This is a genomic window from Mucilaginibacter lappiensis (assembly GCF_050433765.1).
GTDB classification, from domain to species: Bacteria; Bacteroidota; Bacteroidia; order Sphingobacteriales; family Sphingobacteriaceae; genus Mucilaginibacter; species Mucilaginibacter lappiensis_A.
This window is the reverse complement of the sequence record NZ_JBNPWP010000008.1, coordinates 249,860-265,661: the sequence shown is the minus strand read 5'-3', so window position 1 is coordinate 265,661 and position 15,802 is coordinate 249,860. Positions and strand designations below refer to the sequence as shown.

Sequence of the window (15,802 nt, the reverse complement as noted above, 5' to 3'; positions counted from 1 at the left end):
TTATTTTCCCTGCTGCAATTCATACATCACTTCCCGGTATTTATTACAGCCCCGGCAATTTCCGCAGGGAATGTTTGATTTATGGCAGGAATGGGCCCAATGAAGCAAACTGTCAGGGACACCAGACTGCTGCACTAATTCAACCGAAGTCATTTCAATAGCCGGACAGGTGATGCGGATATTTGCTTCCTGAAATTCCATGAGCTGGCTCATTAACTGATAAAACTGCGCTGTACCATCTTTATGAAAGCCATCAGATTTAACAGAAGCCAGCATCAATTCTCCAACTTCTAAAGCGATGCCTTTCATACAGGCCAGAGTAACCAATAACTGGTTGCGGTACGGCCACCATTCAGAAGAGGGTGAAACGTTTAACGCCTTCTGATTGAGCAAATCTCCGCTACCCAGCTTGCTGCAATCTGCCGTTACGATATAATGCGGTATGTTTAAAACACTAGCTACGGTCGCACTTGTCCTGATTTCTGTTTCAGCAGGTGCCTGTCCATAATTCACAGTGATAGCAATATCTGGCTTCTTCCAATAAGTCAGCGCTATGGAGTCGATACCACCGGAAAGTAAAATGGCTGTTTTAGGCATTTTCTTTTTCAGCTAATAACCATAAGCATTTATAAAGAGCCGTGGTAAGATCTTTTTCAATAGTACAACCAGTACCGACCAGCATGGTCAGGTTTTCGTTGGTTTCATTTTCTACATAAGCGATCACCGGGATGCCCATTTTCAGCGCATAACCTATTTCTACTAACGTCCCTGAGTCTAACCCGTCCAGTATCGCGAAAACAATAGTGCACCTGTCTAAACCATCCAGGTCTTGTTTGGCTACATCGCTACCTGGTTCACCTAAGCCAACCTCATGTAGCGGTGAAAAAACTCTCATTCCTAAATGAGTCAAATTATTTAAGACTTCGTTCACCAGCCAACGCTGAGCAAAGGTAAAAAAGGGCCCTGCGAGGTAAACTTCTCCTTCAGGATATTCCGGTATCTCGATTGGTGTAATATTTTCACGGTCTCCGGGATATTCAAAACGGAAACTTCTTGAATTACAATATATAGCCGTCGAGAAAGAGGCCTTTTGAGCAGCTTCGATAGGCGACTTGTTTCCCTCCATCCAATGATAAGCAAAAATGGCAGCAAAAACATCGCCCGAACCGATAGGCCATACCGCTCCAGTTTTATAAACCGGAATAACAGCTTGTTCAGTGGCGGTATAAACCATCGCTCCTTTGGGGCCCATCTTAATAACCAGGGCGGTGACTTTCTCTTTATTGAAGAAAAACTTCCTGATATCGGCCAGTTTTTTCTTTTTCGTTATTTTTTGGGCTTCTTTGAAATTGATTACAACAACCAGTTCATCTGCTTGTGATTTAGTTTGTTTAAAAGATTTTGGACAGACTGGAGATTGAGGGTCATATACTACTTTTTTCCCTTTAACAATAGCGTTACCTTCCAGCATACCAAAATAAAGGACATGTTGCGCCTCAAAAATGATTGGTTTAGCTTTTCGGATCAAATCGGGCCGGGGATATATTGTCGGAGTCTTCAGCGGATACTCATAGTAAAATCCGATATCATCTTGGGTATGGTATTTATGGGTTTTTATTTTATATGCGCTTTCAAACATATCCAAATAGAGTTCCTTCTCCTTTGTACAAAAAGTATGAAACTCAATAACAGTGTTGGTGTCCAATGCATTTATTGCTCGGCACGCTCTTAGCCCGGAACCGAACTGTTGATCGAAATCCGGGTGAAGGCATTGTTCCCGGTAATTTCCGCCTGTAATTGCAATCATTTGCCGATACAATAAATCGCAACCTGGCAGTCACCTCCAGTTTTCGATAATACCTTGGCCATAAAATTAAACCCATCATTCATACAACTAATGAGTTTGGCGGGGTCTGATACCAAGATTGCGCCTGCAACGTCACCGTCGGTAGTAACTGCGGTTATTGGCCCAGCAGGACCGTCCAGACTTACCGTGAGGACTTCACCTGTTACCAGATCATCAATCACTTCAGGCACCGGGGATGCTAAGTTAATTTTGATATTTAATTTCTCACAATTTGGCTCAGGTGAGAATCCCCCACCAAATGAACCGCCTGAACTTCCTGACATGAAAAGGTTTATTGAAAAAGGTTTAAGTAATTGAAGCTAAAATATTTAACGCTAATTTATTATTTTTTTTCATATAGTGCCAAATAATCGCATCCATATCTGATGGCCTGACTTCCAGCTGCAGACAAAAATTCAGAAAACGCTGTTCAAGATTCAAGTATTCGGTATTCAGGTTATAATCCGGGTGAAAAAAACCAGTAATCACTCCTGCGCGGAGTAAGTGTATATCCAGGATAGCCACCTGTTCGCTCCGGAGCCAGTTGCGTGTGATCCAGGAAGCCGTTTTATAACCAATGCCTTTTACAGACATCAGCCACTCGCGTAAAGACAGGTCGTTCGTTGCAGGAATATCGTTAATGTCTGAACGATTTAAAAAAGCATAAATGTATTCAGCCTTCTGGCGAGCGAAACGATACCTCACTTTTTTTCCATTTCCTAATTCAAATGGCCGGCTTAACGCCTCCATTAATACTTCCAGCTTAATAAATGGTTGGATCAAGCACTCCGATTTAAGACGATCAAAAGCAATGATTCCCATTTCGGATGGAATGCCATAGCCGCCCAGCATACACATGACAATCTCATCCCTTACTGAGCCCGCGAGACGGTGTGTTTCGGTGTCAGCCGGGAAGCTATTCGTGAGGTACTGGTATTTCCAAAAAGCAGGTGTATAGAGCTGAAAGACCGAACCCCACTTCAGGCCTGGCATCAGTTCTTGCTGCTCGTTAGGCAGATGCTGCAATACCTCCTTTGCCTGGTGCCACAGAAATGTTTCATCGGTACCGTGTTCGTTAAAATCTACTTTAAGTTGCATTTTCATATTACCTTGTTAGCTGTTGATTTAATTTATAAAGCAGATCATATATCCAAGCGGGTGCCAGTTGGAGATCTGCCATAACATTTTTTTCGTCTTCTTTTTTTAATTGTGCCGAAACCTGGTTTTTAAGCTGGTCATTCAGTGCATCTTTTCCCAGCTCTTCTAATCCTTGAATAAGCAAACCACTGATCCCATTTGATAGGCGCAATTTCTTAGGCGTTGTAGATTTGAAAATAAGACGCTTACTGCCTATCAGGATATTACGGGGTTCGCCATCGGTGATATAGATAAGGTCATCAGGAAGATTGGCTGTCATTCCAAGCTTATGCAATGCAAACTCGCCTGACGGTTTGATCTTGATTTTCTCTTTTTTTGCAATCGCTAAAGCAATTTGCTCCATAGTCGGTTTGGCAGTCTTGCCCTTAGCCTTTACTTTCAAATACACGCCTTGTCCAAGCCGTTCCACCAGACCGTTTCTCGCATGCCTGCTCAAACTCATTTTGATTGCATCTTCAGAACCTAAACCCCTAAAATCACAGGGAAAGAGGATGCTGCCTATAGCATAGCCTTTTATCCGTGTTGCAATATTTTGATGAATTGAATTCAATTGTGTTACAAATATATCTAAAAAGGTAACAAAATAAATTATAAATATTTAATTTAATGTATCTTATTTATGCTATAGCTGGTCTTTTAATAACGGAAATATTCCGTATTTTTGCTGGAACAATTAGAGTTATTCGCCCATTGCGTGATTCGTAGAGTTCGAAAAAACGATCATGTTAACATATTGACAGTGAGTTAGTTGCAGACAAAAGTTCTGCACCCTCCCTCTCCGCATAAGGAGAATGATTTCTCAAAATGACAGGGGTGCTCGAAATCGAGCACCCTATTTAATTTAAATGCAATGAATTACATCCCTTTCGGGAGAAAAGGACTTCTTCGTTAACTATAAATTTCTTCTATTTGTATTTTAGAAGCTATTGAAATAATGCGAAGAAACATTCTTATCAGCGCTCCAGCATATGCGGTTTGGGATACTCTTACTCTCCCTCTGTTTATCCGGCAGTGGACATACGATACCCCTGTTGAAATACAAACGGATTGGAAAGTGGGCAGTACAATAATCATTAGTGGAGATCTACATGGAATCCCATTCAATAACTCAGGAACGATCTTGGCCTTTGATCCCGATACCAAACTCATTTATAGCTTTTTAAGTTCCCTCTCCAACCTACCTGATGCCGATGAAAGTTACTGTATATTGGAATTTAATTTGACATATAAAAAGAACCAAACCAGACTAGACCTTACCATTAGCAATTTTCCCGACGAAGTAATCCGCAAACACCTGGAACTGTATTGGGGGGCAACCCTTGAACTCATCAGACAACAAACTGAAAACCGTCAAATTTAACCCTTTCATCCATTATATGGACTTCAATAACCATCGCATGAATCTAAATGGGTTAGAAGTTTCAAAGTTGCATTCTTTTAAAAAAGCACGGCTTTTTCCCCTAGGCATTTATAAAACTATGGTTATGAATGTTTGCAAGTTCGAATCCTTTCTTCATGTAAAGTAAGGCATGGTTTGGTTAGTTATTGTAACGCATACCACAATTACCATTAAACTTCCCGTCATTATACCCGACAAAAAAAATGCAAATATATTTGCGCAACTCAAAAGTTGCATATATATTTGCAACCTGAAGGTTGCTTATTTAGTATTATTAAGATGAAACAAGATATATTTCAGGCCATAGCCGACCCTACACGCCGAGCTATTTTGACCTTACTGGCCATTCAGGCTTTGACGCCAAATGTAATGGCCGAAAAATTTGATATGACCCGCCAAGCAGTATCAAAACATATTAAAGTATTGCACGAATGCGAATTGATTAAACCCGAGCAGAGTGGCCGAGAGATCTATTATCACTTTAACGCCAAAAAGATGCAGGAGTTTGACCATTGGTTAGCCCAATTCAGGCAAAACTGGGAAACTCAATTTAACCAACTTGACCAATTATTAACAATAATTAAAGAACAGAAATAATGAACAACGATTTGCTATTTGATTTTAATGTTGACAAAGCAGCGAAAACGGTTTATATAACCAGGGAATTTAATGCCGGGCAGTCTTTAGTATGGGATGCCTTTACTAAAGCCGAACTACTGGACCAATGGGGGGCACCTGCACCTATGCGCGCCAAAACCAAGTATATGAATTTTGAGGTAGGCGGGCGGCGATTTTACGCGATGATAAGCCCAGACGGGCAGGAGCGTTGGGCGGTGCAGGAATTTACATCGATTACCCCGAAAACCAATTTTAAGATGTACAACGCGTTTGCAGATAAAGACGAAAATCGTGAACTGCCGGGTTCTGAATGGGATTACAATTTCAGCGAACAAAATGGCATAACCAAAGTGGACATTACCATTTTCAATGAATCGTTTGAGCGATTGGAGAAATTATTAGAGGGCTTCAAAATAGGCTTCACCATAACCTTAAAAAACCTGGAAGACCTCTTGACAACCTTATCGCAGAAATCATAAGCAGAAAAAATTAACCATCTAAAAATAAAAATTATGAGAACAATCAATCCATGGATCAACTTCAACGGAAATGCCGAAGAAGCGTTTACTTTTTACAAATCAGTTTTTGGCGGCGAGTTCGCAAAGATCATTCGTTTCAAAGACCTGGCGAGCGCTGAATTTCCGGTCGCCGAAAATGAAGCAAACAAAATAATGCACATTGCTTTACCTATTGGCAAACACAATGTATTGATGGCCAATGATGTTCCTGAAATTATGGGGCGGGTAAACGAAAACGAAAACAGGTCTAAAATAGTGGTCAGTGCCGAAAACAAAGAAGAGGCCGACCAGATATTTAACGGCCTATCGGCAGGTGGAGATATTGAAGGGCCCATTGGTGACGGCCCGTGGGGTACCTACGCAGGCATGTTCAGGGACAAATATGGTATTGAATGGATCGTGGAATTTGACCCCAATTATAACGGGTAAGTTTAACCGAAGAAAAAAGTGGCACCTTACATGCTCTTTAAATCCGATTTAAATTTTTAAAGTCTCTAAAAACATCAAAAATGGTATCAGGTGTTCGATTGGAATCCCTCCCTCTCCGCCAGGTAAATGATATTAAACTAACAAAAGCCTGCAAATAACCATTGCAGGCTTTTGTTTTGGGGAAATCTTATCTTACTGCCTTTTTTCCCATCAAACCGCCTATACGGATCCGGAGCAGCAGTTGATTCGATTAATATCCCGGATTTTGCACCAGCTGAGGATTCACGCCCAAAATATCTTTACCAATAGGAAATATTTCGGTGTGTTTATCTCCATCGGGCTTTTTATCCCACCAGGTGCCTGTGCTGAATACACCCCAGCGTATCAGGTCGGTACGGCGGCGGTTTTCTCCCAAAAATTCACGCCCCCACTCATCAAGTATTTCCTGATCTGTTAACTGGCTTCCGTCGCTTTTATATAAACTTGCAGAATTTGCAGGATAGTTACGCTTCCTCACCGCGTTTAATAATGCCGCGGCCCCAGCCTTGTCGCCCGATCTGTATTTACACTCTGCAAGCGAGTAATAAATCTCCGACAGCCTGATTTCTGCATAAGCCGATGTTATCCTGTTAGGATCAGGAGTTGGGTAAAGAGGATACTTTAAAAAGAATACTCCTGAGTTATGATCCCCATGGTTCATGTCAGATTCCTTATCGGCTATTTTTTTGCCGGGCTTGGTATCCAGGAACATGCCCACCTGATCGCGGATAAACAAGGGGTAATCTCCTTTATTTCCTTTTACAGTATCGGTTACTATTTTCCCGTTAACATTATGTTGATAAGGCAGATAACCGAATAAGAACATACCTTCCCTTTTGCTGTTACCCAGATTTTTATACAGTTTGAGGCGATAGTCATCAGCGTATTTTTGAAATTTGATCAGTGGCTTTCCTAAAGTAAAATTATATTCCACACTATCCACATCTCTGCCTGGTTGCAGCGCATATTTTGGATTAGCCTGACCAAAATCGGTAAATCCGCAATAAAGGGGTGCTGCATCATAGGTCATCGCGAAAAAGAACATGCCGCCATCGTATTGCCAGTGTGTACGTGATAAGCTACCCGGGAAACCATATATGGTTTCGGACGCTGTTGTACTATTAGTGTAATCAAAAGGCGCATCCCAGCGGGTATCTAACGCGTACGCCCCATACTTTCCGTTAATAATGTCCTGACAAACTGCGGCACATTCGGCAAACTTATCGACCCCTGTATATACTTTTGAATTTAAATATAAGCGTACAAGCAATGCGGCCGCACCGGCTTTGGTCCATCTTCCAATGCCCTGGTCGCCCAAACTCTCCCGTGTTGGCAAATCAGGAATGGCTGCTTTCAGTTCCGATTCTATAAAGTTAAAGGCCTCTTGCGGGGGCACCTGCTTATTACCCTGTGTTGAGCTTTTTACATCGGTAACAATCTCAATATTTCTGTAAAAGTCAAGCGCCCTTAAATTAAACCAGGCACGCAGCGTTTTTAATTCGGCCTTAAAATCAGCTAACTCAACAGGAGTAACATTTAGTTTAGCCGGATCTTTGATGCCCTCCATATCCTGCAGAGAATTGGTTGCAAGTGAAATACCCTGATAAAAGGCTGTCCACGCGCCGCTGGTAAACCCGTCATTAATGGTCCAGGTATGGTAATGCATGCGCTGGTAATAACCACCATCCTGCCAGTCGCCCTGCCGGTTTATAGTGGCAAGTTCATCAGTACAATCTTCGCTGGCTGCATAAATATCATTACCCTGTATGCTCCAATATGCATGTTCAAAGGGCCTTAAAAAATCACGGATCACATCGTCTCTGCGGGTCAGAAACTGATTAACAGCAACTTTATCATACACTTTCTCATCAAGCTTGGTACAACTGCCTGCCAATAACAGTACAATGAGCATTGTGCCCGCGCTTATATATCTTAAATTTTTTATGCGTTTCATCTTTACAAAAGTTAAAGGTTAAAAAGTTACCTGAACACCTAACAGCAATTGAAGCGTTGATGGATAATAATTCAAGGTGGTATTTACTCCTGGTGTTAGTCCATTTACAGGAACAAGGTCTGGATCGCCGCCTGTGTATTTTGTAAATGTGTGGAGATTTCTTCCGGTAGCATATATTCTGAAACGGTGTATATATTTAGATGACACCGGATGCGAATACCCCAATGAAACATTATCAATTTTTACGAAAGAACCTGATTCAAGAAAATAATCGGAGGCTATGGAAGTGGTAGAAGAATTAGTAAGCTTGGCATATTTACTATTGTTATAGGCAGAAGTAAGCACGTTGGCATCTGCCTGGGTAGATGGTGTCCCGATATAAAAAGCAGGAGTATTAAATATCTTATATCCAAAATTCCCCCGTAAAAATATACCCAGGTCCCAATTCTCATATCTGAAAGTATTACCCAGTGAGGCAGTCCATTTAGGCAGTCCATTACCTACAAACTGCTTATCATCATTACTGGCGTTATTGGCAGTTACTATACTCCCATCCTTTTTATAAACCAGCAGCGCCCCGGTATTATCAACCCCTGCCGATTTAAATGTATAGAACTCCCCGATCCTTTCACCCTCCTGAATACGTTGAATATTACCGGGACTTCCAGGTGCCGGTAAGCCTGCGACATCCTGAAATGGAGCTCCCTGATAAATATCATTGGAGAAAGAAACAAACTTATTATTGTTTAATGCAGCGGTAAAAGAGATGTCATATTTAAACTTCGGCCCCTTCACAGCACTTGCATTCAATTGTATTTCAAAACCTGAGTTTTTTAAGGTGCCTACGTTTGCATAGGTTTGCGACTGAGGATTTGGTGGTACGGGTACGTTATAACTGCCCAACAGATCTTTATTGGTACGGATATAATAATTCAATGACCCTGAAATCCGGCTATTAAATAAATCAAAATCGAGCCCTACGTTAAAGTTGACGGCTTTTTCCCATCTTAAATTGGGGTTAATATTCTGCGACGGGCCAAATACCTGGTACGAGGTACCATCAAATGGAAAATAACCGTAGCCACCATACAAAAGCAATGACTGATAGCTTGCGAAATCCTGGTTACCGGTTACGCCATAATCTGCCCTTAATTTCAGGTCATTGAGCCACGAGATTTTATCTTTCAAAAAGCCTTCGTCCGAAATTCTCCAGGCTGCCGATGCAGCCGGAAAATTCCCCCATTTATTATTAGGACCAAATTTGGAAGAACCTTCGCGCCTTAAGCTCCCGGTTACAATATATTTATTATCATAAGTATAGTTTACCCTGCCAAAAAAAGCAATGAGCGTAGAGCCGTTCCTGGTTGATGAAACAGCCCCTTGCCCGTTACCTTTATCGCCCCCGTTATAGGCACCTGAACCTAAGTTATTCCACAGAAAAGAGTCGAATGGAAAATCATAATTACTGGCCTTAAACTGTTGGTAGTCATATAAAGCATATGAATACCCGCCCAACAGCTTAATATCATGCTTACCAAAACTTGCAAAATAGTTACCTGTCCATTCTACATTCTTCACATCATTTTCAATCTGCTCTTGTGAAGCATAATTTGTTTTATTGACAGGGTTTGAATGCAAAATAGTGCTAAGTGTGGAGGGGCTGAAGTTGAGGTTTTTAAAGGAAGAACTTACTTCCGAAACTGTAACTGCGGTATTTAAGTTCTTTAAAATATTCACTTTAAAAGTACCGTTCATATCCAGCTCTTTGATTTCCTGTTGTGCCTGAATGAGTTTGGCATTTTCAACCGGGTTATTAGAAAAGAAACCCGTATTTATAAAGTTATACTGACCTGTATTATTATATATAGGCAGTGTGGGGTTAAGGGTTAAAGCATTATTAAACCCACCATAATCGGCAGTGTTTGTATTTGCATATCTCGGAGCAACATTCAGGCTCACGGTAAAAACATCATCTGCCGAGGTATGATTAACATTAACCCTGGCACCATATTCCTTTTTATTGGCCCTGAGATCAATTCCGTCGGCATTTCTGTAATCGGCTGACGCAAAAAAGTTGGTTTTTCCAGAACCTCCTGAAAATTGAAGGGTGTGCTTTTGACCAAATGAAGGTGAATTACTTACCGATTTTAGCCAATCGGTATTTCCCCCATAGTCCTGCCCCTGCTTATTATCAACCCTATTTTTGATGAAATCATCTTTAGAAAGTACCTGTAATTTATTAGTGATATAATCAAAACTGGTATAGCCATCATAAAATAAGCTCGACTGAGATGTCCCCTTTTTAGTAGTAATTATAATAACACCATTACTGCCCCGGGTACCATAAATGGCCGATGCCGCACCGCCTTTCAACACATCAATTGATTCAATATCGTTTTGATTGATATTATCAATGTTACCGCCAGGCACATTATTAATAACATACAAAGGCCCCAAACCTGCATTACGGGATGAAACCCCTCGCAACTGAACGCTGGGTGTTGAGTTTGGATCGGCAGCCGCAGTATTTGAAATTGTAAGTCCCGGCACTTTGCCTTGTAATGACATTAAAGGGCTATTGCTGGCAACAGAAAGCAGCTCTTTTGAAGATACGTGCGTAATAGCGCTGGAAACCTCCTTCTTATCAAGGGTTCCGTAGCCTACACTTACCACAACCACTTCTTTCAGCGTTTTCTGATCAGTTTCCAGCTTTATATTTAAAGTTGTAACATCAGTTACCCCCACTTCCTGGCGTTTGTAGCCAATAAAAGAAACTACCAGGGTGTTTACTGATCCGGGGATGGAAAGTTTAAAATTACCATTGGTATCGGTATTGGTGCCAATCGTTAATCCTTTGGCTGCAACAGTTACGCCGGCAAGTGGCGAACCGGTTTCTAAGTCTGTCACTTTACCTGTAACCATTTTATTTTGTGCCATAGCGGGCAGCACAAAAAAGCATAACAAGGCAAAGCAACTTAATAATCGTAAAATTTTTACTTGCATAATTGTTTGGTTAATTGGTTTATAAACACAAGCATTTACCATTCATCGCTGCAGCCGACTATTGGTAATGCTGGCACCATCGTGGCGCTTTTAAATTGGCAGGTCAAAGTAAAACATGAATTGGGCATGTTACTCAGCAGGCATATGCCTTGAGGCCAAAAATCTAAAAAAATAAGTAGCTATATAATTGATAATTAATAATATATATTTTTAATCGGGGCGAAAAATCTAAGCAATTTCAACAGATTTTAGCCAAAAAAGGCTATCCAAACCCGCCTTGTGAAATGATTAGAATGCCTTAATCATTTGTTAAAATGTTTTCAGTACAGTTCTACCCGACAATAAATGGTGATTTTTCCAAATGGTTGAATTAAATTCGGAGGGAGAAAGATGGTTAAACATTGCCCGATACTATTACGCAAAATTTGCGCACAGCCTGAATTCAAAAACCTGATCTGCGATGAAAATTAAAATACTTTTTATTAACTTTTTTTTGCTTGCCAGCTTTGATGGTTATTCGCAAGACGTAAAATCAGATAGTCTTTTAAAAGTTTTAAAGTTTGAGCTGGTCAGGGAAAACTTTCATGATCTCAACAAAAAAAAGCGAATAAACCTGTTGCAGTATCGTTTGCTTCATACCGATACCACCAACTTTGATGCTCAATATGATCTTTATTCCAGGATATCCGACGAATACCATTCCTTTAAATTTGACTCAGCATATACTTACGTCAAAAAGATGATTGATCTTTCCGTGAAATTTAAAAAAAAGAAAAATCTGATTCAGAGCGAAATCCTGTTGGGAATCACCTTATTAAATTCGGGGTTTTATAAAGAGGCCTTTGACGTAACGGAAAAAATTGATACCAGCGGTTTAACTAATGCGCTTAAAACCGATTACCTGGTTTTATATGCCCGATTAAATGCAGGGATAGGCGATTATGACAACGACGCTCATTTTTCAAGGATATATTACAAACAATCAGCAGATGATTTTAAAAATGCTGAAATTTCAACGCCTCCAAATGAATTCGAAAAAACCATTAACCTGGCTTTTCTTCCTGATTCGATGAAAAACAATAAGCTGACCCCGCTGTTTTTCTACAACTTAATTATGAAGCGTCGTATGCCTGAACATAGCGTAGCGATGGTTGCTACCCGGATCAGTTATGCATATACAGGTCAGGATAAAATACTTTTTCTCGCACTTGCTGCCATCAATGACATTCGCTCCTCAACCAAAGAAACCCTGGCCGTATTTTTACTCGGGCAGGAATTATTTAAAATGAATAGCACAGCTGATGCCTACATTTTTATGCAGGAAGCTGCAAAGAATGCCAAATTTTATGGGGCAAGAAACCGAGCTGTACAGATAGAGTCTATTCTGCCCCTTGTTGCAAGTAAGCTGATTGACGAAAAACAACATGAAAAAGATAAACTGCTCATCGGGTTTCTGATTTTTGTGATTGTTGCCGTTTTGTTGTTTTTCCTGCTTGTTATTTACCGAAAACAAATGCTGAGGATAAAAGCTAATGAAGTAGTGATAAATGAAAAAAATAAGGAACTGGAAAACGTAAACGGAAAGCTTTGGGAGTCATCGAAAATAAAAGAGGAACTTATCGGACTGTTCTTTAAAACGTGTTCGTCATATATCAGAACACTCGATAAAGTAAAGCGCAAAACGCAGCACAATATTAAACTTGGGAAATATAATGATGTAAATACAATTCTAAATAATATTCACATCGAAGAAGAGAAAGGGCAATTATACAATACACTTGATACCGTCTTTTTAACGATGTTCCCCAATTTTATTGCTGCTTTTAATGGGCTGTTAAAAAAAGAAGATCAAATTTGGCCAAAATCTGGTGAAACACTCAATGCAACGCTCAGAATATTTGCGCTAATGCGGCTGGGGGTAAATGATCTTGAGGCAATTGCCAAAATATTGGATTACAGCGTTAGCACAGTTTACACCTATAAAATGCGCATTAAAGCAAAAGCATTGGTTCCTGCAGATGATTTTGAACAGAAGATCATGGATATCAAGTTTATTGATAACAGGGGCACTAATTAATAAAGTACGCTTTGATTTAAGGGAAACGGCGAATTGCAAAAATGTTTTAACTAATTCATATGAGACTATACTTCACCTTAGCAGTCACCCTTTAAAGCATAGGATATAAGGCAGTTATAAATCTTCTGAAAAGAATAGTATATTGCTGTTGTTAACCAATTTTATATTAAATGCTATCACCAAAAGCCAGAAGGAATATCTTTCGTATCATTCCTTTCGGTATGATGTGGCTGGTATTCAGCATCGTTTATACGCTGCTGGAAAGAGGTTTACTTGGCAACCTTAATTATTACCCTTCAACAGGGAACACATACGTTTTTACAAGGAATATTTTCACGACACCACTCTCCGCTTTAATAACCGGCATATTGATTGGCACACTTGAAATTGTTTATTTCAGCAAATGGTTCATCAAAAAAAGCTTCACTAAAAAAATCCTGTACAAGTCTCTTATCTACTTGGTGATCATTTTATTGTTTCTCATCACCACATTCATCATTACAGCGAATGGTATGCCTGCTGCGATTACCCATAAAGATTTCTGGTCTGATGCGTGGGCTTTCTTTACTGACTATTCTATAGTGAGTGTTTCGATTTACATTGCTTCCATCATTGTGGTTACCCAATTTTACACAGAGGTAAGCGAAAGTATTGGTCCGGGGGTATTGAGTAATTTCTTTTTAGGGAAATATCACAGGCCGGTGGAAGAAGAAAGGATATTTATGTTCCTTGACATGAAGTCTTCTACCCAAATCGCCGAAAATCTGGGTCATATTAAATACTTTGAAATGCTGAAAGAATATTTTTATGATTTGTCTGGGCCTGTGATCAATCATGAGGGCGAGATCTATCAATATGCAGGGGATGAGATGATCGTGTCGTGGAAACTAAAAAACGGCTTGAAAAATAATAATTGCATTCGCTGTTTTTTTGCAATGAAAGAATCCTTAAATGGTCAGGCTGAGAAGTACAAAGAAAAATTTGGATTGTTACCAAAATTCAAAGCCGGATTTCATTATGGGAAGGTAACCACCGGAGAGATTGGAGTCCTCAAAAAAGAAATCATTTTTACCGGTGATGTATTAAATACAACAGCCCGTATACAAGGGCTGTGCAATCAATTGAATGTTGATATTCTTATTTCTAACGACCTCTTAAAAAGACTGGAGCTTTATCCTTTATTTCAAATAAAATCGCTGGGAGAAAATAAACTAAGAGGCAGGGGCGAGAAAGTTGAATTATTTTCGGTCACATAAATATTCGGGAATACCAAAATAGCTATGGAAACAATCGTTATGCAGGATACCGATCAGACGGTTTTAGAGATCCCCGTTCAGTCTCATTAAGATCAGGGCATTTTATAAAAATCTCAGAAAAATTTGCGTAGTTAAATAACTACATTTATATTTGTAGTCAAATAGCTACATAATGAATTTAAGACGAGACGTATTTCAAGCCATAGCTGACCCAACAAGAAGGGCTATACTGCTGTTGGTTGCCGCACATTCGATGACAGCAGGCGCGATAGCCTCAAACTTTGACACCGCAAGACCAACAGTTTCAAAACACCTTCAAATACTTACCGAGTGTGAATTGCTTAAACAAGAGCAAAACGGCAGGGAAATTCACTACCACATTAATGCAAAAAAAATGAAAGAAATAGCAGACTTTATTGAACCATTCCGCGAAATGTGGGATGATAGGTTTAACAAATTGGAAGCCATAATGAAAAAATACAAATCAAAAAAATAACCTGCTATGGAAAGAAAAACAAAAATCAATGCCGAAGAGGGCAAACAGGATTTAGTGATTACAAGGGAATTTGATTTGCCGTTGGAATTACTTTTTAAAGCATATGAAGAGGCCGAAATTGTGGAGCAATGGATGGGAACTAAAGTGCTGAAACTTGAAAATAAACAGCACGGTGGTTACCGGTTTGAAACATCAGATGCTAAAGGAAATGTGGTACTCCGGGCTAATGGAACGATCCATGAGTTTAGCCCGAACCAGAAAATCACACGGACATTTGAAATGGAGAATACGTCTTTTGGCGTACAACTGGAGTTGCTGCAATTTGAAAAACTTACTGATGATACCAGCAAACTCAGCATACACGTAATATATGAATCGGCTGCAAAAAGAGACCAGTTGCTGAAGTTGCCTTTTGCTCAGGGCATAAACATGGCGCATAACCGGTTACAGGACATAGCAGGCAAATTAAAATAACACATCATTAAAACCAAATTATAAACAATGGCACACGTATCAATTTATTTAAACTTTATGGGCAATGCCGAAGAAGCATTTAACCATTACAAAAAGGTTTTCGGAACAGAATTTTCAAATCCGGTAATGCGGTTTAAAGACATGCCACCACAGGATGGAGCACCGCCATTACCAGAGGCCGACAAAAACAAAGTAATGCATGTTGCGCTGCCCATACTTGGCGGCTTACAAATAATGGCAACCGATATGCTGGGAAGCATGGGACAAAAACTGATAGAAGGAAACAATTTTACCATCAGTTTAAACCCCGACACCGGAGAAGAAGCCGACAGGTTGTACAACGAGCTATCGGAAGGCGGAACAGAAGCAGTGGCACCACATGATGAATTCTGGGGATACTGGGGCACTTGCAAAGACCGCTTTGGCATCCGCTGGATGTTCAATGTTATTAAACAGCAGCAATAATCTGCCATTTTCAGTGTCTGCAGGTTTGCCCCTGCAGACACTAATTATCAATCATACAACCTAATAAAAA

At 40.1% G+C, this 15,802-nt stretch carries 16 protein-coding genes; 9 read left to right on the top strand and 7 right to left on the bottom strand.

Annotation, left to right across the window (positions count from 1 at the left end):
• From M2273_RS22820 to M2273_RS22800, 5 genes are read right to left on the bottom strand one after another with little or no spacing between them, the layout of a single operon-like run.
• Window positions 1–597: a 7-cyano-7-deazaguanine synthase gene (locus tag M2273_RS22820; RefSeq protein WP_429400090.1), complete on the bottom strand. Its 597-nt coding sequence runs from the start codon at window positions 595–597 to the stop codon at window positions 1–3.
• Window positions 590–1,807 carry a PfkB family carbohydrate kinase gene (locus M2273_RS22815; protein ID WP_429400089.1) on the bottom strand — a complete coding sequence of 406 codons (1,218 nt, stop codon included), beginning with the start codon at window positions 1,805–1,807 and terminating at the stop codon, window positions 590–592. The genes M2273_RS22820 and M2273_RS22815 overlap by 8 nt, the downstream gene beginning before the upstream one ends.
• Window positions 1,804–2,130 (bottom strand): hypothetical protein, encoded by a 327-nt coding sequence (locus M2273_RS22810; RefSeq protein WP_372979819.1) that lies wholly within the window; start codon window positions 2,128–2,130, stop codon window positions 1,804–1,806. Before M2273_RS22810 ends, M2273_RS22815 begins: the two co-directional genes overlap by 4 nt.
• A gap of 22 nt (window positions 2,131–2,152) precedes the next feature.
• Entirely contained in the window at window positions 2,153–2,950 is a 798-nt protein-coding gene (locus M2273_RS22805; protein ID WP_429400088.1) for a hypothetical protein, read from the bottom strand.
• 1 nt (window position 2,951) lies between these two features.
• Entirely contained in the window at window positions 2,952–3,554 is a 603-nt protein-coding gene (locus tag M2273_RS22800; RefSeq protein WP_429400087.1) for a DUF6088 family protein, read from the bottom strand.
• A gap of 384 nt (window positions 3,555–3,938) precedes the next feature.
• On the opposite strand from M2273_RS22800, the gene M2273_RS22795 reads away from it, so the two are divergent.
• The 4 genes from M2273_RS22795 (at window position 3,939) to M2273_RS22780 (ending at window position 5,968) form a co-directional block, all read left to right on the top strand.
• On the top strand, window positions 3,939–4,364 hold the full coding sequence (locus M2273_RS22795; RefSeq protein ID WP_429400086.1) for an SRPBCC family protein: 426 nt from the start codon (window positions 3,939–3,941) through the stop codon (window positions 4,362–4,364).
• A 318-nt stretch (window positions 4,365–4,682) separates the two neighbouring features.
• Window positions 4,683–5,000 carry an ArsR/SmtB family transcription factor gene (locus M2273_RS22790; protein WP_429400085.1) on the top strand — a complete coding sequence of 106 codons (318 nt, stop codon included), beginning with the start codon at window positions 4,683–4,685 and terminating at the stop codon, window positions 4,998–5,000.
• Window positions 5,000–5,500 carry an SRPBCC family protein gene (locus M2273_RS22785; RefSeq protein WP_429400084.1) on the top strand — a complete coding sequence of 167 codons (501 nt, stop codon included), beginning with the start codon at window positions 5,000–5,002 and terminating at the stop codon, window positions 5,498–5,500. Before M2273_RS22790 ends, M2273_RS22785 begins: the two co-directional genes overlap by 1 nt.
• A 33-nt stretch (window positions 5,501–5,533) precedes the next feature.
• Complete coding sequence (locus tag M2273_RS22780) at window positions 5,534–5,968, top strand: VOC family protein (RefSeq protein WP_429400083.1); 435 nt, start codon at window positions 5,534–5,536, stop codon at window positions 5,966–5,968.
• Window positions 5,969–6,218: 250 nt separating this feature from the next.
• On the opposite strand, the gene M2273_RS22775 is transcribed toward M2273_RS22780, so the two are convergent.
• Together M2273_RS22775 and M2273_RS22770 are read right to left on the bottom strand one after the other, a co-directional pair.
• Window positions 6,219–7,961 carry a RagB/SusD family nutrient uptake outer membrane protein gene (locus M2273_RS22775; RefSeq protein ID WP_429400082.1) on the bottom strand — a complete coding sequence of 581 codons (1,743 nt, stop codon included), beginning with the start codon at window positions 7,959–7,961 and terminating at the stop codon, window positions 6,219–6,221.
• A gap of 18 nt (window positions 7,962–7,979) precedes the next feature.
• The gene (locus tag M2273_RS22770) at window positions 7,980–10,964 is read right to left on the bottom strand and encodes a SusC/RagA family TonB-linked outer membrane protein (RefSeq protein WP_429400081.1); all 2,985 of its coding nucleotides are present in this window, start codon (window positions 10,962–10,964) and stop codon (window positions 7,980–7,982) included.
• A 460-nt stretch (window positions 10,965–11,424) separates the two neighbouring features.
• On the opposite strand from M2273_RS22770, the gene M2273_RS22765 reads away from it, so the two are divergent.
• From M2273_RS22765 to M2273_RS22745, 5 genes are all read left to right on the top strand, one after another.
• Window positions 11,425–13,041, top strand: coding sequence for a DUF6377 domain-containing protein (locus M2273_RS22765; RefSeq protein ID WP_429400080.1), 1,617 nt, complete (start codon window positions 11,425–11,427; stop codon window positions 13,039–13,041).
• Window positions 13,042–13,211: 170 nt separating this feature from the next.
• Window positions 13,212–14,297: an adenylate/guanylate cyclase domain-containing protein gene (locus M2273_RS22760; RefSeq protein WP_429400079.1), complete on the top strand. Its 1,086-nt coding sequence runs from the start codon at window positions 13,212–13,214 to the stop codon at window positions 14,295–14,297.
• 172 nt (window positions 14,298–14,469) lie between these two features.
• Window positions 14,470–14,793 carry an ArsR/SmtB family transcription factor gene (locus M2273_RS22755; RefSeq protein ID WP_429400078.1) on the top strand — a complete coding sequence of 108 codons (324 nt, stop codon included), beginning with the start codon at window positions 14,470–14,472 and terminating at the stop codon, window positions 14,791–14,793.
• A 6-nt stretch (window positions 14,794–14,799) separates the two neighbouring features.
• Window positions 14,800–15,267, top strand: a complete 468-nt coding sequence (locus M2273_RS22750) for an SRPBCC family protein (RefSeq protein WP_429400077.1) — start codon at window positions 14,800–14,802, stop codon at window positions 15,265–15,267.
• Window positions 15,268–15,294: 27 nt separating this feature from the next.
• A complete protein-coding gene (locus tag M2273_RS22745; RefSeq protein WP_429400076.1) occupies window positions 15,295–15,732 on the top strand; it encodes a VOC family protein in 438 nt (145 codons plus the stop codon).
• The last annotated feature ends 70 nt before the right edge of the window (window positions 15,733–15,802 follow it).

Bases quoted from the DNA above. Each gene is read 5' to 3' on its own strand.
- M2273_RS22820 (WP_429400090.1), bottom strand. From the start codon at position 597: ATGCCTAAAACAGCCATTTTACTTTCCGGTGGTATCGACTCCATAGCG.
- M2273_RS22815 (WP_429400089.1), bottom strand. From the start codon at position 1,807: ATGATTGCAATTACAGGCGGAAATTACCGGGAACAATGCCTTCACCCG.
- M2273_RS22810 (WP_372979819.1), bottom strand. From the start codon at position 2,130: ATGTCAGGAAGTTCAGGCGGTTCATTTGGTGGGGGATTCTCACCTGAG.
- M2273_RS22805 (WP_429400088.1), bottom strand. From the start codon at position 2,950: ATGAAAATGCAACTTAAAGTAGATTTTAACGAACACGGTACCGATGAA.
- M2273_RS22795 (WP_429400086.1), top strand. From the start codon at position 3,939: ATGCGAAGAAACATTCTTATCAGCGCTCCAGCATATGCGGTTTGGGAT.
- M2273_RS22790 (WP_429400085.1), top strand. From the start codon at position 4,683: ATGAAACAAGATATATTTCAGGCCATAGCCGACCCTACACGCCGAGCT.
- M2273_RS22785 (WP_429400084.1), top strand. From the start codon at position 5,000: ATGAACAACGATTTGCTATTTGATTTTAATGTTGACAAAGCAGCGAAA.
- M2273_RS22780 (WP_429400083.1), top strand. From the start codon at position 5,534: ATGAGAACAATCAATCCATGGATCAACTTCAACGGAAATGCCGAAGAA.
- M2273_RS22775 (WP_429400082.1), bottom strand. From the start codon at position 7,961: ATGAAACGCATAAAAAATTTAAGATATATAAGCGCGGGCACAATGCTC.
- M2273_RS22770 (WP_429400081.1), bottom strand. From the start codon at position 10,964: ATGCAAGTAAAAATTTTACGATTATTAAGTTGCTTTGCCTTGTTATGC.
- M2273_RS22765 (WP_429400080.1), top strand. From the start codon at position 11,425: ATGAAAATTAAAATACTTTTTATTAACTTTTTTTTGCTTGCCAGCTTT.
- M2273_RS22760 (WP_429400079.1), top strand. From the start codon at position 13,212: ATGCTATCACCAAAAGCCAGAAGGAATATCTTTCGTATCATTCCTTTC.
- M2273_RS22755 (WP_429400078.1), top strand. From the start codon at position 14,470: ATGAATTTAAGACGAGACGTATTTCAAGCCATAGCTGACCCAACAAGA.
- M2273_RS22750 (WP_429400077.1), top strand. From the start codon at position 14,800: ATGGAAAGAAAAACAAAAATCAATGCCGAAGAGGGCAAACAGGATTTA.
- M2273_RS22745 (WP_429400076.1), top strand. From the start codon at position 15,295: ATGGCACACGTATCAATTTATTTAAACTTTATGGGCAATGCCGAAGAA.